At 34.2% G+C, this 18,644-nt stretch carries 18 protein-coding genes, 1 tRNA gene and 4 pseudogenes; 7 read left to right on the top strand and 16 right to left on the bottom strand.

The window, feature by feature from the left end; genetic code table 11:
• Positions 1–108 precede the first annotated feature (108 nt).
• Positions 109–1,068, top strand: coding sequence for an IS5 family transposase (locus OPR58_RS03755; RefSeq protein ID WP_265022212.1), 960 nt, complete (start codon positions 109–111; stop codon positions 1,066–1,068).
• Positions 1,069–1,486: 418 nt separating this feature from the next.
• Positions 1,487–1,837, top strand: coding sequence for a reverse transcriptase family protein (locus OPR58_RS03760; RefSeq protein WP_265022300.1), 351 nt, complete (start codon positions 1,487–1,489; stop codon positions 1,835–1,837).
• Between the two features lie 29 nt (positions 1,838–1,866).
• On the opposite strand, the gene OPR58_RS03765 is transcribed toward OPR58_RS03760, so the two are convergent.
• From OPR58_RS03765 to OPR58_RS03805, 9 genes and pseudogenes are all read right to left on the bottom strand, one after another.
• Positions 1,867–2,826, bottom strand: a complete 960-nt coding sequence (locus tag OPR58_RS03765) for an IS5 family transposase (protein WP_265022212.1) — start codon at positions 2,824–2,826, stop codon at positions 1,867–1,869.
• 108 nt (positions 2,827–2,934) lie between these two features.
• Positions 2,935–3,848: pseudogene (locus tag OPR58_RS03770) on the bottom strand (IS256 family transposase); the annotation flags it as partial.
• 60 nt (positions 3,849–3,908) lie between these two features.
• Positions 3,909–4,335: pseudogene (gene tnpA / locus OPR58_RS03775) on the bottom strand (IS200/IS605 family transposase).
• An 80-nt stretch (positions 4,336–4,415) separates the two neighbouring features.
• Positions 4,416–4,544: pseudogene (locus OPR58_RS03780) on the bottom strand (IS256 family transposase); the annotation flags it as partial.
• A 165-nt stretch (positions 4,545–4,709) separates the two neighbouring features.
• Positions 4,710–5,072: a helix-turn-helix domain-containing protein gene (locus OPR58_RS03785; RefSeq protein ID WP_265023036.1), complete on the bottom strand. Its 363-nt coding sequence runs from the start codon at positions 5,070–5,072 to the stop codon at positions 4,710–4,712.
• Between the two features lies 1 nt (position 5,073).
• Positions 5,074–5,409, bottom strand: a complete 336-nt coding sequence (locus OPR58_RS03790) for a helix-turn-helix domain-containing protein (protein ID WP_265023037.1) — start codon at positions 5,407–5,409, stop codon at positions 5,074–5,076.
• A gap of 103 nt (positions 5,410–5,512) precedes the next feature.
• Complete coding sequence (locus OPR58_RS03795; RefSeq protein WP_265023038.1) at positions 5,513–5,809, bottom strand: JAB domain-containing protein; 297 nt, start codon at positions 5,807–5,809, stop codon at positions 5,513–5,515.
• Between the two features lie 21 nt (positions 5,810–5,830).
• Positions 5,831–6,172: a JAB domain-containing protein gene (locus tag OPR58_RS03800; protein ID WP_265023039.1), complete on the bottom strand. Its 342-nt coding sequence runs from the start codon at positions 6,170–6,172 to the stop codon at positions 5,831–5,833.
• Positions 6,173–6,256: 84 nt separating this feature from the next.
• Positions 6,257–6,379: a hypothetical protein gene (locus tag OPR58_RS03805; RefSeq protein ID WP_265023040.1), complete on the bottom strand. Its 123-nt coding sequence runs from the start codon at positions 6,377–6,379 to the stop codon at positions 6,257–6,259.
• A gap of 219 nt (positions 6,380–6,598) precedes the next feature.
• Here OPR58_RS03805 and OPR58_RS03810 point away from each other — a divergent pair, with 219 nt between their 5' ends.
• Positions 6,599–7,270, top strand: a complete 672-nt coding sequence (locus OPR58_RS03810) for a polysaccharide deacetylase family protein (protein ID WP_265023041.1) — start codon at positions 6,599–6,601, stop codon at positions 7,268–7,270.
• A 20-nt stretch (positions 7,271–7,290) separates the two neighbouring features.
• On the top strand, positions 7,291–8,847 hold the full coding sequence (locus tag OPR58_RS03815) for a penicillin-binding transpeptidase domain-containing protein (RefSeq protein WP_265023042.1): 1,557 nt from the start codon (positions 7,291–7,293) through the stop codon (positions 8,845–8,847).
• A gap of 99 nt (positions 8,848–8,946) precedes the next feature.
• On the opposite strand, the gene lon is transcribed toward OPR58_RS03815, so the two are convergent.
• From lon to OPR58_RS03840, 5 genes are all read right to left on the bottom strand, one after another.
• Positions 8,947–11,403: an endopeptidase La gene (lon, locus tag OPR58_RS03820; RefSeq protein WP_265023043.1), complete on the bottom strand. Its 2,457-nt coding sequence runs from the start codon at positions 11,401–11,403 to the stop codon at positions 8,947–8,949.
• A 15-nt stretch (positions 11,404–11,418) separates the two neighbouring features.
• Positions 11,419–12,696 carry an ATP-dependent Clp protease ATP-binding subunit ClpX gene (gene clpX / locus OPR58_RS03825; RefSeq protein WP_010406852.1) on the bottom strand — a complete coding sequence of 426 codons (1,278 nt, stop codon included), beginning with the start codon at positions 12,694–12,696 and terminating at the stop codon, positions 11,419–11,421.
• Entirely contained in the window at positions 12,696–13,322 is a 627-nt protein-coding gene (clpP, locus tag OPR58_RS03830; RefSeq protein WP_139686893.1) for an ATP-dependent Clp endopeptidase proteolytic subunit ClpP, read from the bottom strand. The genes clpX and clpP overlap by 1 nt, the downstream gene beginning before the upstream one ends.
• An 11-nt stretch (positions 13,323–13,333) precedes the next feature.
• Entirely contained in the window at positions 13,334–14,677 is a 1,344-nt protein-coding gene (tig, locus tag OPR58_RS03835) for a trigger factor (protein WP_265023044.1), read from the bottom strand.
• Positions 14,678–14,832: 155 nt separating this feature from the next.
• Positions 14,833–14,914, bottom strand: a tRNA-Leu gene (locus OPR58_RS03840).
• A 256-nt stretch (positions 14,915–15,170) separates the two neighbouring features.
• On the opposite strand from OPR58_RS03840, the gene OPR58_RS03845 reads away from it, so the two are divergent.
• A complete protein-coding gene (locus tag OPR58_RS03845) occupies positions 15,171–15,770 on the top strand; it encodes a BON domain-containing protein (RefSeq protein WP_010406846.1) in 600 nt (199 codons plus the stop codon).
• A 211-nt stretch (positions 15,771–15,981) separates the two neighbouring features.
• Here the strand turns inward: OPR58_RS03845 and OPR58_RS03850 are convergent.
• Both OPR58_RS03850 and prmC read right to left on the bottom strand, forming a co-directional pair.
• Positions 15,982–16,406 (bottom strand): annotated as a pseudogene (locus tag OPR58_RS03850) (transposase); the annotation flags it as partial.
• Between the two features lie 81 nt (positions 16,407–16,487).
• Positions 16,488–17,339, bottom strand: a complete 852-nt coding sequence (gene prmC, locus OPR58_RS03855; RefSeq protein ID WP_139686898.1) for a peptide chain release factor N(5)-glutamine methyltransferase — start codon at positions 17,337–17,339, stop codon at positions 16,488–16,490.
• Positions 17,340–17,781: 442 nt separating this feature from the next.
• Between prmC and rpsL the strand changes: the two genes are divergently transcribed.
• The gene (gene rpsL, locus OPR58_RS03860; RefSeq protein WP_010406837.1) at positions 17,782–18,156 is read left to right on the top strand and encodes a 30S ribosomal protein S12; all 375 of its coding nucleotides are present in this window, start codon (positions 17,782–17,784) and stop codon (positions 18,154–18,156) included.
• A 5-nt stretch (positions 18,157–18,161) separates the two neighbouring features.
• Positions 18,162–18,638, top strand: a complete 477-nt coding sequence (gene rpsG, locus OPR58_RS03865; RefSeq protein ID WP_265023045.1) for a 30S ribosomal protein S7 — start codon at positions 18,162–18,164, stop codon at positions 18,636–18,638.
• The last annotated feature ends 6 nt before the right edge of the window (positions 18,639–18,644 follow it).

The following is an 18,644-nucleotide window of genomic DNA, read 5'->3' on the forward strand; positions in this document are numbered from 1 at the left end:
TGGCTTTGTTGCATAGCTAGTGTTGGTTGAGGTTATTGTAAGGAGAAAAGCTTATGGTTACTAACGCATTTTGTTGTAAAATAGGCATTTTTCAAACAAGTATAACTTATGCCACAAAAAATGAGAGTAAGTAACCAAAGAGAATATAATGAGTTTCTAAAAAAAAGAGGAAATGTTTTTCATTTTGTTAATCAAGCCATAGAAAATTGGTATGAAAATAGTCCAAAAGTTGCAGGTGGCAATAACACTTATAGTGATAAAGTTGTAATTTTAATACACATAATAGTTCATCTTTTTAGAATTGGCTTGAGACAAGCTGTAGGTTTTGTAAAAGGTTATATGGTACAAATAGGCAAAAAACTTAAGATTATCAGCTATACACAAGCTTCCAGAAGATTTAAAAAGCTTAATTTGAAGATTGATGACCATAGAAGCAATAAAGATGATCTGGAAAATGTTGAAATTGCTGTAGATAGCACTAGAGTTAGTATCTACAATAATAACGGTGGGCATAGTAAGCTTAATATTCGAAAAAGAAAATACAGTGGTTATGGTCAAGTAAGAAAATTACATGTTATTTTAAACATAAATGATAAGAAAGCAATAAGCATGAACTACACTAGTGGTGTTGCTGTAGACTATTTGCCGGTCTGCGATATGTTAGAAGAAGTCAGTGATAAATATAACATTTGTTCTATTCGAGCAGATGCGGCTTATGATATAAAAAGTGTGTATAAAGAATGCAGAAAATACAATATTGTGCCTATTATTCGCCCTAGGAAGGATACTAAAATTTGTTTAGCTGACTACTTATCAGAAAGAAACAAGTATATTAGTAGAATTAGGTCATATGAGAATTATGAAGATGGTATTAATGAATGGAAGAAAAAAGTTAAGTATGGAGCACGGTCTTATATTGAAGTCTTTTTCTATAGGTTGAAGCAAATATTTGGGTTTGGCTTGAAAAATAAATCAGAGGTAAATCGTGAAAAAGAGCTGTTAATTAAGTGCTACTTACTGAACAAATTTACTGATATTGGTATGGCTAAATTTAAATTAGCTGCGTAAGTTCATTGTGATTTACATGCCTATCAGTGCTATGCAACAAAGCCATGGCGAATTACTAGGCCGTAGCGAAAGCAAACATATAGGTGGCCTCGAAAACGATAAGAACTGAAGGCTGAGCCAGCGGTCAATGGGCGAAAGCAGAATAGGCAGTTGAAAAACGACTGATACAATTGTTCTACTTCAGCGGGGTGGTAGTGATAGCATGGTAATGAGGACATACAAAGCAACTGGAGAAGCCCTCCTCATCCCAAGGAGAAATACCTTGGAGTGGTAGGTTCTATAACTGGAAAACAGGAAAAGAACCGAAGATGAAAGGGTGGCGGATGGGTGTGTAGTAGCGAAGAAGTGGGGTAACGCCCATGGAGCAAAGGCACCCTACTAGTAGAGATCTTTTAACAAAAGGAAGGTAAAGGTAAAAATGACAAAAATGCCAATAAAATTACAAGACCTGAGAAGAAAGATATATATCAAAGCGAAAGCAGAACCGGAATGGCGATTCTGGGGAATCTATGTACACGTCTGCAAGATGGAGACACTAGAAGAAGCATATAAGCTAACAAAGAAAAGCAATGGGGCACCAGGAATTGATGGGGTAACATTCAAATCGATAGAGGCAGAAGGCTTAGAAAAGTATCTTCAGCAAATAAGACATGAACTAATAACCAAAACCTATAGCCCAAATAGGAACCGGAGAAAGGAAATACCAAAAGTTGGGGGAAAACTCAGAACGTTGAACATACCCTGCATCCGGGATGGCTTTGTTGCATAGCACTGATAGGCATGTAAATCACAATGAACTTACGCAGCTAATTTAAATTTAGCCATACCAATATCAGTAAATTTGTTCAGTAAGTAGCACTTAATTAACAGCTCTTTTTCACGATTTACCTCTGATTTATTTTTCAAGCCAAACCCAAATATTTGCTTCAACCTATAGAAAAAGACTTCAATATAAGACCGTGCTCCATACTTAACTTTTTTCTTCCATTCATTAATACCATCTTCATAATTCTCATATGACCTAATTCTACTAATATACTTGTTTCTTTCTGATAAGTAGTCAGCTAAACAAATTTTAGTATCCTTCCTAGGGCGAATAATAGGCACAATATTGTATTTTCTGCATTCTTTATACACACTTTTTATATCATAAGCCGCATCTGCTCGAATAGAACAAATGTTATATTTATCACTGACTTCTTCTAACATATCGCAGACCGGCAAATAGTCTACAGCAACACCACTAGTGTAGTTCATGCTTATTGCTTTCTTATCATTTATGTTTAAAATAACATGTAATTTTCTTACTTGACCATAACCACTGTATTTTCTTTTTCGAATATTAAGCTTACTATGCCCACCGTTATTATTGTAGATACTAACTCTAGTGCTATCTACAGCAATTTCAACATTTTCCAGATCATCTTTATTGCTTCTATGGTCATCAATCTTCAAATTAAGCTTTTTAAATCTTCTGGAAGCTTGTGTATAGCTGATAATCTTAAGTTTTTTGCCTATTTGTACCATATAACCTTTTACAAAACCTACAGCTTGTCTCAAGCCAATTCTAAAAAGATGAACTATTATGTGTATTAAAATTACAACTTTATCACTATAAGTGTTATTGCCACCTGCAACTTTTGGACTATTTTCATACCAATTTTCTATGGCTTGATTAACAAAATGAAAAACATTTCCTCTTTTTTTTAGAAACTCATTATATTCTCTTTGGTTACTTACTCTCATTTTTTGTGGCATAAGTTATACTTGTTTGAAAAATGCCTATTTTACAACAAAATGCGTTAGTAACCATAAGCTTTTCTCCTTACAATAACCTCAACCAACACTAGCTATGCAACAAAGCCATCCCTCAATTGGATTGGTAGTGTAAATCAGCTTTCTAACTGGCCCAGAATACTTAAAATAACCAGATAAATTTTCCCAATTGTTTTGCCACGATTTTGTAACCAAGGGATATTTTTCACTCCATTTTTCTTCCAGCTCAAGCAAATAATTCTCAGCAATCTCTTTACTTGAAGCACGATATATTTTTTTCAAATCATTCATGAAAACTTTTACATCTTTGCTAGATACATATTTCAGTGAATTCCTTATCTGATGCACTATACATAGTTGTACTTCTGCTTTAGGAAATATACTATTTATAGCTGTAGGAAAGCTTTTTAGCCCATCAATGCAGGCAATTAGAATATCTTCTACTCCTCTTTCTTTGAGGTCATTTAGCACTCCCAACCAGAGATTAGCTCCCTCACTTTCAGCCAAATAAAAACCTAATACTTCTTTTCTGCCATTTTGATCTATGCCTAATATGTTATACATAAACTTGCTTACACAATGTCCATCCTCCTTAACCTTAAAAAACATGCCATCCATGAACACTATTGGATATACTGATTGCAGTGGACGGCTGCACCATTCATTGATTATTGGTAGCAGTTTATCAGTAATACTGGATATCTCTGCTGCTGATATTTTATGGTCATATATTTCCTCAACGTGTGAAGCTATGTCTCTGTATCCCATGCCACTGGCGTATGTACTTAAGACCTTTGCTTCAAGTTCTGGATGTAGGCTTGTTTGTCTTTTTTTGACTATTTGCGGTTCAAAGCTTCCCTCCCTATCTCTTGGTGTTAGCAGCTCAAATGAGCCTGCACTCGTGCGTAAAGTTTTTGCGTTTCTCCCATGGTTATTTTCTTCACTTTTAGCTGACATGTGGCTTTCTATTTCACTTCCAGACTTGCCTCTAGCAGCCTTTTTATCAACTGCAACCAGCTAAAGCTGGTGGTATGAAAAGAAGCTTGTAAAGCAGATTATGAGTTTTAAAACTCTGAAATATTAAAATTAGTATCTTTGTTGTGGTGTGTTTCCTGCCCTTCGATGTATTTTTGAACATCTATAGTATTGACATTACCAACTGTGACAGCAAAGTATCCTCTTGCCCAAAGATGTTGCCCCCAATATCTTTTTCTTAGCTGCTGAAATTCTTGGAAGAGCTTACGGCTGCTCTTACCTTTGATATATTGAACTAATTTTGAGAGAGCTATACTAGGAGGCATAGAAACTAGCATGTGTATATGATCAGGAACCGCTTATAATATCTACGTAGTTTGTAGTACATATCTCTCTAATAATTTCTCTAGCGCGTGTAGCTATCTGACCTGTAAGTACCCTATGTCTATATTTAGTACAAAATACCAAATGGTATTTTAAATCAAACGTACTATGAGAGCTATGCTTGTAATCCATACTAAAGTAGTCGAACACTAAAGTGCATTATACTAAAGTGTTCGCCTCAAGGCGAGGGTGTTAACCCTCCCACCTAACTACATAAACGGTGTTAATGCTCCATCTCTTCCTGTCAATGGTCTTCCTTCTCGTATAGATGACAGGATATTTGTTTCTAATTCTTTATAATCTACCAAACCGGTAGTTCTGTTTACTACTTTCTGACTCATTGTCAAACCTCCATTTTTTTATATCAATTTATTACTTTTTTTTCGGTTTGACACACTTCTTTGAACGTTCCCTTAATTAAGATTACCATAAAAAATTTACCTTAATTAGTATTGCTTGTAGAAGTGTTTTATATTATAAAAAATACCTGAATTTTAAAATTTGTACTATTTGTTAGCAAGAGCCTTTATCACTGAATGCACAATATCACGCAATGTTTCATCTTTAATTTTTCTATATTCTCTTACTAATCTTGATATTTCTTCGCTGCCCACACCGCTACAGAAGGCCTTATCATGCAAGTCTTCAGAGGCTTTGGTAAAAAAATATGACATATCAACAGACAAAACTTCTGCCAAATTATACAATCTATCAACTACAAGCCTTACCTCTCCAGTTTCATATCCTTGTATATGCTGAAATGAAATTCCAAGCTTTTTTCCTAAGTCCCTTTGGCTAAAACCACATATTAGCCTTCTTTTCCTTATTCTTTCACCTATTTGCTTATCGATAGGATGTTGTATGGTCATTTTACGTATCAGATAATATACTTTGAGAAAAAGATTTTACCAATATATAAACTACACTACGTAACCTTTTGCTCTTAATTTCATTGTATCCTTTGACTAATTTTAATATCTCCTCATCATAAGCTTCATGTAAGTCGTCATGCACATCAGTAAAAAAATCAGCCACATTAATCGATAGAGCTTTTGCTAAGTCGTATAGTCTACTAGCCAAAATGTGGTTTGAACCATTTTCGTACCTTTGTATCTGCCTATATGAAACACCTATTCTTTTTCCTAACTCAGTTTGTGTTAAACCACAGTATAACCTAAGTTCCTTTATTTTTTTGCCTAATTCCACTTTTTATTACTAATTTTAGCTGTTCAAGCTTATATTGAATTTTTTAATTTATGAAGTGGAAAAAAAGAAGGAAAGCTAGAGAACTTTCCTTCCAGTCTACAGATTACAATAAACCACTGTCATAAAAACTAAAATGGCTCTTCTGTGTTACGATTATATGATCTATTAATTTCATTCCTACATTTTCACAGGTTGCAGCTAATGTAAGTGTGTTATCTTCATCCTCTTTAGATGGCTCTATATCTCCACTTGGATGATTATGTGAAATTGCAACAGATGATGCGTCAATCAGTAATCCCTGTTTTATTATTTCCCTCACATACAGAGGTACTCTGTCTATAGTTCCACAGTCTTGAATATACTCATATATTAAATGACCACTTCTATCTAAGTATATCACTCGTAAGCTTTCCTTTCTTGACTACCCTATTGCTGCTTTAAAGTATTTTAGTAGCTCTTCTCTATTATCAAGAATCGACAGCTTTTTTAACTTACCTTTCAATATCCTATCAAAAATCTCTTTCAGGCAAAAGATACTTGCTATTGCTCCATCGTTCATTCCTGTAACATTTTTTAGCTCATGAAAATCAGCATTAATTACTCTCCCTAAACTACTAAAGAGCTCCATTAGCTTTTTGGCAACTTCTCTTCCTTCTGTGTATGCAGATAGATTACGTTCCAGTAGCTCATAGTCAAGCAAAGATCTACCTCTGCTTGATAGAATACGAGTTTCTAATTTCTCTTTTCTCTCACTATTATTCATAAAAACCTCCAAGATCAACATTATATACAAATTCAACGCCAGCTTTCTGACGCAGTAGTTCTCGAGGAATAACCCTTTTGAACTCTAAATTTGCAATGTTGTCCTTGCTGCTTTAAAAGCTGGAATACCATTTGCCATGTGAATTTGTGCATTGACATTTACTGTGCTGATTCCCTGAAGTGCAACGGTGTTTATGTTTGCAATCATAATATATTATATAAAATTATTAATATATTATATTGAGAAAATGACGAAGTAAACAGTAGCTGTTAAAAGTGGTTTAACTTAGCAAGAAAGTAAGGTATTCTAGCACTTTGCTGATTATATATGTTTATAAGGATAATCGCTTTCCTTTTGCTATACTCAAGCGCAGTTTTCTGTAGTGATTGTAACTTTAACTTACCGTATCGTGGGCTCAGTTGTGATTTGGATCTATCATATAGAAATTTAAGTAATATAAAGAAATTATTGAATAACAAAGATAAGTTTGTTGCACTTACGTTTGATGATGGTCCATCTTATAATAGATCAGGAGATATTATTAATATCCTGGAGAGCAATAAAACAAAAGCGACATTTTTTTTGCTTGGTGAACGCATAAATAAAAAAACATATGAGATAGTAAAGAAAATCCATGAAGCAGGTCATGAATTAGGTAATCATTCTTGGTCGCATAGGAAGTTGACATCACTTTCAAGTGAGGAGCAATTGCAAGAACTGGAAAAGACAAATGTGGCAATTAAAAATGCAACAGAACAGAATGTAAAATGGTTTCGCCCACCATATGGATGTCATAACGATAATTTGATCGAAAATACTAATCGATTAAATATGTATTCCATATTATGGACAGTCGATTCTCTGGATTGGCAAGGTGATAAATCAGAGATTTTGGTTGAAAGAGTTTTAAGCAATGTACATAATGGAGCGATTATATTGTTCCATGATCACGATAACAAATCAAATACAGTTGAAGCTTTACCTCAGATTATTGAAATACTAAAAAAATCGGGTTACAAACTTGTTACCTTAAGTGAGTGGGAAGAAAGGGTTTGTGATGTAGTGAAAGCTAGAAATGTGCCAATAAAAGGAGGATGAGTGCGTTCTAAAGGAATTCTATGTGGACAAAAAACAAGGTCTTCAACCGTAGGTTATTCATATTAGGTGGTATTCAGCTTACTATTTCTGCTATTTTTAGTTGTAGGTTGTATACTTTACAAGTACGAGATAGACAAAAATATGAAGTGCTATCCAATAATAATAGGATAAAAGTTGTTACTATTGTGCCTAAACGAGGCAGGATTTTGGATAGGAATAGCGTTGAACTCGCAGTAAACAAAATTTCGTATATTGTTTTGTTTGATGGGCAAAAAAACTTTACTAGGGAAGTTGACTTGCAGATGTTATCAGAAATTAAACCTGATGCGATAAAATCATCAGAAAGAAGAATAACTGCTCTTTATAAACGTTACTACCCATTTGGTTCGATATGTTCTCATATAATCGGATACACGAAAAGACAGCAAGGCATAAACGAAGCAGGGGTTAGTGGCATTGAATATACATATGATGATATATTAAAAGGCAGGACAGGCAAGTCTGAGCAGGAAATAAATTCTAAGAAGCGTATCATGAGAGAGTTGTCTAGCATACCTCAACAAGACGGACAAGATGTACAGCTGACAATTGATGTTGATTTACAGAAAAAAATCGCAGAGATATTTAAAGACCACCAAGGTTCCACAGTGGTAATTGATGTAAATAACGGAGAAATTTTAGCATTGTATAACTCACCTTCTTACGATAATAATCTTTTCACTAGCAGATTATCAAATGAAACTTGGGAAAGTTTAAATATTCCTTCGTTACCGCTTGTAAACCGTGCATTATCATATCAAATTCCACCTGGTTCAATATTTAAAATAATAGATGCGCTTGCGGGTTTAAAAGATGGAATAATAACACCAGAAGAAAAATTCTCGTGTAGGGGATATATGAAGATAGGTGAGCGGAAATTTCGTTGCATGAAAAGCAAAGTTCATGGATATGTATCTTTAAATGAGGCAATGGCTCTCTCATGCAACACTTACTTTTATAATATAGGAAAAAAAATAAATGTAGATTCTCTACTAGAAATGGCTAGCAAATTTGGTATAGGAAGTGGACCATTAATTGGAATGTTTAAGGAAGAAGCTCCGGGATTGTTGCCTGACATGAATTGGCGTGCACGCAAGCTATATTCAGAGTGGTATTTAGGTGATACCATTAACTTAGTTATAGGACAAGGGTATTTACTTACAACGCCATTACAGCTTGCGGTTCTTGCAGCGAGGGTTGCAACAGGAAAGGAGGTAATTCCCCACATTGAGATGAGTAAATCAGGGCAAGACTTTCTTGATATTGATGTGAATCATGAGCATCTTAGTGTGGTTCGAAAAGCTATGTTTGACGTGGTGAATTCTAACTATAGAAAAGGACTAGGCAGTATACAAATTGCTGGCAAAACCGGAACACCAGAGATAAACTCTAAAGGTGAAAGTCATAAATTGTTTATCGCTTATGGCCCCTACCATGATCCGCGCTATGCAATCTCAGTGTTTATAGAACATGGTAAAACTCCACGCCAAGATGTTGCAATTGCTAGTGAGATATTGCAATATATGCTTGAAAAATGAACTTATGAAATTGCCATATATGTTACTTGTAATTTATATATTCAAATCAGAGCTTTGAGGTTAAAAAAAAGAAACGAAAATTGCATAAACCTTTTCAATTTAGTGCTTTAATGTTTCTGATGAAGGGAAGGTATTATCCTTATTTTCTATGGAGCTAGACACACTAATTTCGTTATTATCATCAATTGAAGTAATAGGGTGCATCAAAGCAACTTTTATAACTTCATCAATATTCTCAGCAAAAATTACATTGATTTCTTCTTTTATATTTGCAGGAATCTCTTGCATATCTTTCTCATTTTCACTTGGTATAATCACAGTTTTGATTGATCCTCTTAGCGCAGCAAGCAATTTTTCTCTCAAACCCCCAATAGCCAACACTCTACCACGCAATGTTACTTCACCTGTCATAGCAACACTTTTGTTAACTGGTATATTTGTCATAAGAGAAACAATAGATGTACATACTGCACTGCCAGCAGAGGGACCATCTTTTGGCACAGCACCCTCAGGTACATGCAAATGTATATCATTATTTTGAAATTTTTCGGGTTTTATACCGAAAAATAAACAATTTGATCGCACATAACTATACGCAGCTTTTATAGACTCTTGCATAACCTCTCCAAGCTTTCCTGTGTATTTTATTTCCCCCTTGCCCGGAATTAGGACTGACTCTATCATTAAAATATCACCACCTGTTTCAGTATAGGCGAGACCAGTTACTACCCCTACCAAACTCTCATTTTCTGCAATGCCAAAGGTATACTTACGTACCCCTAGGTAATCTTGTAAATTACCAACCTCTACGGATATTTTCTTATTTTTATCAGTTAATATTGCTTTAACTGCTTTTCTCATGAGCTTTGCAAGTTCCCTTTCCATGCTTCGCACGCCGCTCTCACGTGTATATAAACGTATCAACTCGTATAATGCTTCATTAGTTATTTTCCACTCCTTCTGATGCAAACCATGCTCTTTTTTAAATTTTGGAATAAGGTGATGCGTAGCAATACTGATCTTCTCATCTTCGCTATATCCAGATAATTGTATAATTTCCATCCTATCACGCAAAGGATGTGGCAAATTTAAGCTGTTTGCCGTAGCTACAAACATTACACTTGAAAGATCAAATTCAACTTCCAAGTAATGATCCGTAAAGTGTTTATTGTGCTCAGTATCCAAAACCTCAAGTAATGCAGATGCAGGATCACCACGCGAATCAGAACCCATCTTATCTATTTCATCAAGCAGAAAAAGCGGGTTGCATGAATTAGCTTTTTTCATGTGTTGAATGATTTTACCAGGCATTGAGCCAATATAAGTTTTTCTGTGTCCTCGTATTTCAGACTCATCACGTATACCACCAAGAGATATGCGAACAAAATCTCTTCCTACTGCTTTTGCCATAGACTTAGCTAAAGAAGTTTTACCAACACCAGGTGGTCCAACTAAGCAAAGTATAGGACCCTTTATCTCTTTTACTCTCTTTAATACTGCTAAAAATTCTATTATTCTATCTTTTACTTTCTCTATGCCATAATGATTTTCATCTAAGATTTTTTTAGCCGCATTTAAGTTAATTTTTGCATCTTTGTACTTTCCCCATGGTAAATCAAGCAACCAATGCAAGTAACTAGATATAACTGTTGCTTCAGGAGAAATGGGATTCATTTTCTTATATCTCTTTAAGTCAGTTATGGCTTTCTCTTTTGCTTCCTCAGAAAGCTTTGTTTCATTTATCTTTTTTTCAAATTCATTGAGTATATTCCCTTCATCTCCATTTTCAAACTCACCTAATTCTTTCTGTATAGCTTTTAATTGCTCATTAAGGTAGTAAACTTTTTGAGTACTTTCAACCTGTGATTTAATTGTCTTATACAAGCGGTTTTGTGCACTCAAAATACTTATTTCTCTCTCAATAAGAGCAAAAACTTTTTTTAAACGCTCTTTTGGGTTATAAACTTCAAGTATGTTTTGCTTATCTGATACCTTTATATTTAAGTGCGAAGCTATCATATCTACAATTTGATTAACCTCTTTAACTTGATCAATGGGGTCAATAATAATCTCGGGTCGACTTTTCTTGCTTAGTTTACACCAATTGTCGAATGCATCTATAACAGAACGCCTTAAAGCTTCTAAATCAATATTATCTTCATTTTCTCCATACTCATAATGACCATCTAACGCTACTCTGGCCTGTAACAAAGTGTGAGAGCTAATATATTCTATAACTCTTCCCCTTCTTACCCCATGAATCATGACTTTTACTGCATTGTCAGGCAGTTTTATTAATGGTTGTATAATGTTTGCTAACACGCCTACTTCATAAAGATTCTCTGGCTCTGGATTATCAATAGAACCATCTTTTTGTGCTATGAGAAAAATCTCGTTTTGGTGACTACTGCTACTTATTGCATATTCTAGTGCATGAACAGATTTTTCTCTACCTACGAATAAAGGCAACATTATATTTGGAAAAATTACTACATCTCTTAGAGGTAATACTGGTAATACAGTAGAATTAAAGTTTACAGCACGTCCAATACTCATAATATATGCCTCAAATTAATCATTAACCGTTATAACACTACCCTTATTATTATGATTAATCGTCGCTTTGCCTAATTCTACCATTTTCTTAGTAACCGTTATAGTGCTACCTTCAAAACCTCCGTTGCCGGATATATACATAACATCAAGCAAAAGTGACTCTAAGATAGCACGTAACATCCTTGCACCTGTTTTATAGCTTATAGCTTTTTTAGCAATAGCTGATATTGCTTCATCTGAAAACTCAAGGTTTACTTTACTAAATGCAAGCAATGCTTTATATTGTTTTACTAGCGCATTTCTTGGCTCTGTCAACACATGTATTAAATCCTCGTGATCCAGCTCATCTAGAACAGCAGTTATTGGAACCCGTCCTACAAATTCGGGTATCAAACCGAATTTGATTAAGTCCTCAGGTTGAGCATCGCGTAAAGCATTTTTTTTCTTTTGTGCTTTAGACTGACTTATATCTGCTCCAAAGCCAACTGATGTTCCCTTTTTTCTTGCCTCAATAATTTTATTTAGGCCTTCAAAAGCTCCTCCACAAATAAATAGTATGTTACTAGTGTCTACTTGTATAAACTCTTGTTGCGGGTGTTTTCGCCCTCCTTGTGGAGGAACATAAGCAACCGTACCTTCCATGATTTTTAGTAGAGCTTGTTGGACCCCTTCACCTGAAACATCACGGGTTATTGAAGCGCTTTCAGACTTTCTTGTGATCTTGTCTATTTCATCGATAAACACTATACCATGCTGTGCCTTTGCAACATCATAATTTGCAGCTTGTAATAGACGTGACAACACGCTTTCTACATCATCACCTACATAACCTGCCTCAGTCAAAGTTGTCGCATCGGCCATAGCAAATGGCACATCTGAAACTTTAGCAAGTGTTTTTGCTAGCAAAGTCTTACCAGAACCAGTAGGGCCAATAAGCATTATATTTGACTTCTCAATTTCAATATCACTTATAGAATGAAGTTGCACCATGGATTGACAATGGTTATACATAGCCACAGATAAAACGTGTTGCGCATGTTCCTGACCTACAACATGCTTACTAAGAAAATTTTTTATATCTTCAGGTTTCTTTAGTAATAGCTTCATATCAGATATATGATCTGAATTAAAAGCTCTCTCTTTCTTTTGACTTATTGCTTTATGGGATAACTCTATGCATTCATTACAAATGAACACCTTTAAACCATCTGAAGAGTTAGTAATCAATTTATCTACTTCGTTTTGTGCCTTATTACAAAAAGAACAGTAGTGTAAATCATTATTGTTATCCATTAAACTACCTTTTGTTTAACTTTAATATTTTCAATCTTCATATCTTTACGCTCAGCTATTACTTTATCAATCAAGCCAAGTTTCATTGCTTCTATAGGATCCAAAAATTTATCTCTTTCCATCATTCCTTCAATCTTCTTGAGTGAATGCCCAGTATGTTTTTCATAAATTTGATTTAGCTTTTTCTTAATTCGCAAAATTTCCTTAGCATGTATTTCTATATCAGTTGCTTGACCTTGATAACCACCAGATGGTTGATGTATCATAATTCTTGAATGAGGTAGAGAGTGGCGCTTACCTTTCGCACCAGCTGCAAGCAACAAAGAACCCATAGATGCAGCTTGACCTATACATAAAGTTGAAACGTCTGGACTTATGTACTGCATTGTATCGTAGATTGATAAACCAGCAGTTACAACACCGCCTGGCGAATTAATATACATATGAATGTCTTTATCAGGATTTTCCGATTCTAAAAATAAAAGCTGTGCTACTATTACGCTGGCCATGTTGTCTTCAATAGGGCCAGTTACGAAAATTATTCTTTCTTTTACTAGCCTTGAATATATGTCATAAGCCCGCTCACCGCGACTAGTTTGTTCAACTACAATTGGTATAAGAGTCATACCTTTTCCTATCAAATATTATCAAATAATTCCTTTAATTCTTTCACAGAAACAATCTGTTCTTCTTTACTAGCTTTTTCTATCATATAATCTGTCACTTTATACTCAAGCGCTTGCCCTCTAACTAATTCCTGAAATTGTCTGTCTGATTTAAAATGTTTAAATACTCTGTCAAATGATACATCTTTACTGACATATTGATTTACAATAACATTCATAATATCACTTTGAGTTAATGATATTTCATGTTCTTTACTGAACTCCATAAATAGCATTGCAAGCTTTACACGTCTTTCAGCTTCTTTACAAGAATCATCTTTAGCATTCAACTCTCTTTCCACTCTCTGCTGTTCCTGTTTTACTACTTCTATAGGCAAATCAAAACTATAACTAGCATCCAAACAATCAAATAGCTCTTTCTTAATTAAGAGATCTCCCATTTCTTTACACTGATTATCAATTACTTCTTTTACATGATTTATTAGCGAAGAATGATCTTCAAAACCAATTCTCCTAGCTATTTCATTATCACTTTGCAAATCTTCGGCAATCTGAATATCATTAACTCGAACAGAAAAAGCAGCCTCCTGCCCCGCAAGGGAAATTACCTGGTAATCTTCAGGAAATCTCAACTTAAAGCTTTTTGTTTCCCCTTTTTTCATGCCAATTAATTGATCTTCAAAACCATTTATAAATGTTCCAGATCCTAAATTAACAGTAAAATTTTTGCCACTTCCACCTTGAAAGAGCTTATTTCTAATTCGCCCTTCAAAGTCAATTATCAGTTTATCCTCGTTTTTTGCTTGATAAGAAGCATCATCAACAGAGACAAAGTTAGGAAATTTTGTTTTTATAGAATCAATAAATTCTTTTATGTCTCCCTCTTTGATTTTTGCCTTAACTTTCTTCAAATTTATTTTATCAAGATCTATTACTGGCACTTTTGGCATCGATTCAAAAGATAATTTGTACAGAAAGTCGCCTTTTTCATCCTTTTTATCCAGGTTTGGTAATGACATAATATCAACCTTAGGATGGATGTGAGACTTAACTTCGATTTTTTTCATTAAATCACTTGAGCAATAGTCAATCGTATCTTTTATCACATATTCCAAAGCTTCGTTTTTATAATTTGTAACAACAAGATCGTAAGGCATCTTTCCGGATCTAAATCCAGGCAATTTTGCATCCTTCGCTATTTCTTGTAATCTAGAGTTTATCTTTTGTTCTATATAATCACTACTAACTGTGATTTCATACTCATACTTTAGTTTATCTACACTAAGTTCCTTATAGGTATATATATTACTTAATGTATCTGCTTCGACTGCATTTTGAGTTATATTACTAGACATTACAACCTGTTATCAATATTTTATTTATGTTTTAATAAAGCCATTTTACCAGAATTTAAGTTAAATACAATCCTTAAGAACAGGTTCTTATACAAACAAAAGTGTACTTAGTGATTATAAATTTTCTCTTAAAACCTGAGTTACATGACTTTAAGTGCGGATAGAGGGACTTGAACCCCCACGAGCAAGCTCACCAGGACCTAAACCTGGCACGTCTACCAATTTCGCCATATCCGCAAGAACCCTTCATTAACTTATAGATAACCACTTCTTTCATCTTATGCAATTTAAAGATTAGATTTTAGTACCACAGACTGAACTTATAATACTGGTTAACTCCACTATGAATCTAAGCCTGAATTACTTTAACTAACATTATTGAGATAAGTACTGTCTTAGAAATATTCAAGGCTTATTCAATTTATAGTATTTACACAATAAAAAAAGCTTATTAATATTCTTTAATTAAAGCTCTAAACTCTGGAAATTAATAATGAGATTAATAGCAAGCTTCTTACTCGCAATTTTTCTGATTACACAGAGTGGCTGTACGACTCTTGTGAGTGGTATAGTGGTAACAGCAACTGCAGCGGCTACAGCAATAACAATGCAAGATAAATCCTTGGGAAACATTATTGATGATACAACTATAGTAATAAGAATCAATAAGGGACTCTTAAAACACGGACTGTTCTCATCTATAAAAGTTAAAGTGAGTGAAGGAAGAGTATTACTCATTGGAAATGTTGATAATCATGAAAAGCAACTCACAGCAGAGAAAATAGCTTGGCAGCAAAAAGAGATTAAAGAAGTGATAAATGAAATAAGAGTCACACCAATTAAAATGGCTTCTATGCTAGATGTTACTGTAGATGGTATGATAACAGCAGAGATAAGCACGAGGCTTCTGGGAAAAAGAAATATTAAATCAATTAATTATAGCGTTAATACAGTTGATAGAGTCGTTTATTTGATGGGTATAGCTCAAAATAAGGCGGAATTAAAAGCTGTAATAGCAATTGCAAGAAAAGTAAAAGGAGTAAAGCAAGTTGTAAGCTATGTGAGATATAGACATAGCAAATTGCGTCATTGATGAAAATTTACTTGAGTGTTAGTACCATGTAGCTAAGCCATAAAACTCCTTTACAAATTTCGTCAGTTCACTCTTATGGTATGTATAACAATGTTACAAAAAATAATATCATAGAATTCAATAGAATAATTCCTAGAAAATCTCTACATACTAAAAAAAGTAAAATGCTATTTAACACTCCCAAGCTTAAGAATAAATAGCAAACATCTATATCTTGTGCGATATGGCGTTTTATTCCTGAGATTTTTTTACCAGCGTCATAGCCTTTTTCTTCATCAGTGTCTGCGTTCTTTACACTCTGAGTGTCAATTATGCAAAAGCTGATTTTTTCTTTCCAAACATTGTTTTGTCGGACTACACTAACTATTTTTTTTAACATGCACTCCAAAATACTTTTTTTTTATTTCCTTTTACTTTTTCACTCCATTTTTGAAATAATCATAACAATTGCGCCATTTTGGAAACTCTTTTGGTAGCATCCTCCACTGATAACCACTTTTTAGGGCGTACAACACTCCGCAAAATATATCATACAAATCAAGTTTTCTTGGTTTTGTTTTTTCCACAAGACTCCAGATCTGGTGAAATAATCTCAAACTTCTCTCGACTTATGTCACTTGGGTATACACTCCTCATATATCCTAATTTATACACTCTATTTCTTACTTTATGCCTTTCTTGAGATTATGAACAGGTTCTTAGAAAGCTAGCGTTCTACTAGTCATGTTCTTTATCTTGCTTTACAACAATGCATCTTTTCATTCCAGCCAAGTCGTATACGTATTCCTGAAAAGCCAGTCCATATAAGGGTATTATTTTGTCAATATTGCTTTGATCTTCGCCTATTTCCAGTATCGCAAACCCATCTTTTTTAAGGCACTTTTTCAATATTGGAAAAATACTCAGGTAACAGCTCAATCCATCGATACCACCATCAAGAGCAATTCTTGGCTCTTTTTGCACTTCAGCTTGCAGATCTTTTAACTTACTTCTTTTAATATATGGAGGATTGCTTATTATGAGATCAAATAAATCTCTGCATTCTGTCCACGAATTTGGAAATATTTTAGCTCTGTTGAGAAGATTATGTTTCTTTGTGTTCTGGCAGGTAATTTTGTATGCTTCCAGGCTTTTTTCAAAACCAACTCCAATAGCATATTCATACTCACTAAGTACGGAGATCAACAAACAGCCTGTGCCTGTGCCAAAATCTGCAATTTTTATTTTTTGCTTCTTATTTTGGTAATATTTTAACACTGTTGAAATTACTGTCTCACTATCTGGTCTTGGATCTAGAACATGTTGGTTAACTATAAAATTTTTACTCCAGAATTCACGATTACCTATTATTTGCGATATTGGATATCTTTCTGCTCTTTTTTTTGTTAATTTCCAGAATAGAAGTTCTTTGTTTCTTGGTACCTGATTGATGTGATTCATGATTGTGAATGATCTTTCTACTCCAAGTACGTACTGCATGATGATTTCACAATCCAAATGTGGCGATTCAATTCTATGTGATGATAGTAGCTTTGACCCTTCTTTAATTAAAGCGCTGATTGTTTTCATTATTCTAAAAACGTGTTCCTTGTATGCAAGAACAGCAAAATTGAGTATAGAATTTTGAACTTAGGGTAGCTGCATTAAATCTAAGTGTCAAGAGTAGGATTGTAAAAATCATCCGGCTTTACTGGTAATTCGGTTAGTTCGGTTGGTATTTTTGCATTAATGTTAGAAGCTCTTGGCTCTATTATAAGCATTATTTTCTGCATATTCTTTGATAGCCATCACAGTATATTACTTGTTCCATATCTATATTAATTAGACCACAGCAAGTGATAATTTCTTAATATTAAAACCAATATGCGCTTTAGCATATAATTATCAGTAGCTTTCAAAGCAATTAGGCTGAGATTATTAGAGTAGTAATGTTTATTTTTATATTGACTATTGAGGTTTATTATTTTATAACTAAGACTTAGTTATTTTTAGAGTTTTAAGTTTACAGTATATGCCTACGATAAATCAATTAATATGTAAAGGTAGATCAGGGTTAACTCGCAAGAAGAAGGTGCCAGCTTTGGGAAAATGCAATCCTCAAAGAAGGGGTGTTTGCACTAAGGTATATACTACAACTCCTAGAAAGCCTAATTCAGCACTACGTAAGGTAGCTAGAGTAAAGATTAGTGGATACGGTGAAGTGACGGCTTATATACCTGGCGAAGGTCATAATTTACAAGAGCATTCTGTTGTTTTAATACGTGGTGGGCGAGTTAAGGATTTGCCGGGTGTACGTTATCACATAATAAGAGGTGCTCTTGATCTACGTGGTGTGCAAAATCGAAAGAAAGCTCGTTCAAAATATGGTGTAAAGAAATCTGGTTAAAATTTATGGCGCGTCGTAATAAAGCAAAAAAAAGAACAAGCCCTGACTCTCGTTATGGTAGTGTCTTGCTTATGCGTTTTATTAATATAATTATGAAATGTGGTAAAAAATCTATTGCAGAAAAGATTGCTTATAGTGCTTTGTCCTTAGCTGAAAAGAAAATAGGCAAAGATGCCTTATCAATTTTTGAAACAGCAGTAGAAAATGTTACCCCTTCTATAGAAGTACGCTCTCGGCGTGTTGGTGGTGCAACTTATCAAGTCCCTGTTGAAATTCGTCAAGATAGAGCAATTTCTTTGGCATTAAGGTGGATTGCTAGAGCAACTTCTGCTGCTCGAAAAAAGAGCGGTAGAACTACTGCTTATTGTTTGCAGTCTGAAATATTAGATGCTTATAATAAATGTGGTGGTGCATTTAAGATGTGTGAAGAAAAGTATAAAATGGCTGAAGCTAATAAGGCATTTTCTCATCTTCGTTTTTAATATTAG

It is taken from the genome of Wolbachia endosymbiont (group B) of Ischnura elegans (assembly GCF_947251585.1).
In the GTDB taxonomy this organism is placed as follows: domain Bacteria; phylum Pseudomonadota; class Alphaproteobacteria; order Rickettsiales; family Anaplasmataceae; genus Wolbachia.

What these genes read in the sequence shown, in the direction of transcription:
- OPR58_RS03755 (WP_265022212.1), top strand. Translation starts at nt 109, where the DNA reads ATGCCACAAAAAATGAGAGTAAGTAACCAAAGAGAATATAATGAGTTT.
- prmC (WP_139686898.1), bottom strand. Translation starts at nt 17,339, where the DNA reads ATGAAAACAATCAGCGCTTTAATTAAAGAAGGGTCAAAGCTACTATCA.
- clpP (WP_139686893.1), bottom strand. Translation starts at nt 13,322, where the DNA reads ATGACTCTTATACCAATTGTAGTTGAACAAACTAGTCGCGGTGAGCGG.
- rpsG (WP_265023045.1), top strand. Translation starts at nt 18,162, where the DNA reads ATGGCGCGTCGTAATAAAGCAAAAAAAAGAACAAGCCCTGACTCTCGT.
- OPR58_RS03815 (WP_265023042.1), top strand. Translation starts at nt 7,291, where the DNA reads ATGTGGACAAAAAACAAGGTCTTCAACCGTAGGTTATTCATATTAGGT.
- rpsL (WP_010406837.1), top strand. Translation starts at nt 17,782, where the DNA reads ATGCCTACGATAAATCAATTAATATGTAAAGGTAGATCAGGGTTAACT.
- OPR58_RS03765 (WP_265022212.1), bottom strand. Translation starts at nt 2,826, where the DNA reads ATGCCACAAAAAATGAGAGTAAGTAACCAAAGAGAATATAATGAGTTT.
- OPR58_RS03805 (WP_265023040.1), bottom strand. Translation starts at nt 6,379, where the DNA reads ATGATTGCAAACATAAACACCGTTGCACTTCAGGGAATCAGCACAGTA.
- OPR58_RS03845 (WP_010406846.1), top strand. Translation starts at nt 15,171, where the DNA reads ATGAGATTAATAGCAAGCTTCTTACTCGCAATTTTTCTGATTACACAG.
- OPR58_RS03760 (WP_265022300.1), top strand. Translation starts at nt 1,487, where the DNA reads ATGACAAAAATGCCAATAAAATTACAAGACCTGAGAAGAAAGATATAT.
- clpX (WP_010406852.1), bottom strand. Translation starts at nt 12,696, where the DNA reads ATGGATAACAATAATGATTTACACTACTGTTCTTTTTGTAATAAGGCA.
- OPR58_RS03800 (WP_265023039.1), bottom strand. Translation starts at nt 6,172, where the DNA reads ATGAATAATAGTGAGAGAAAAGAGAAATTAGAAACTCGTATTCTATCA.
- tig (WP_265023044.1), bottom strand. Translation starts at nt 14,677, where the DNA reads ATGTCTAGTAATATAACTCAAAATGCAGTCGAAGCAGATACATTAAGT.
- lon (WP_265023043.1), bottom strand. Translation starts at nt 11,403, where the DNA reads ATGAGTATTGGACGTGCTGTAAACTTTAATTCTACTGTATTACCAGTA.
- OPR58_RS03785 (WP_265023036.1), bottom strand. Translation starts at nt 5,072, where the DNA reads ATGACCATACAACATCCTATCGATAAGCAAATAGGTGAAAGAATAAGG.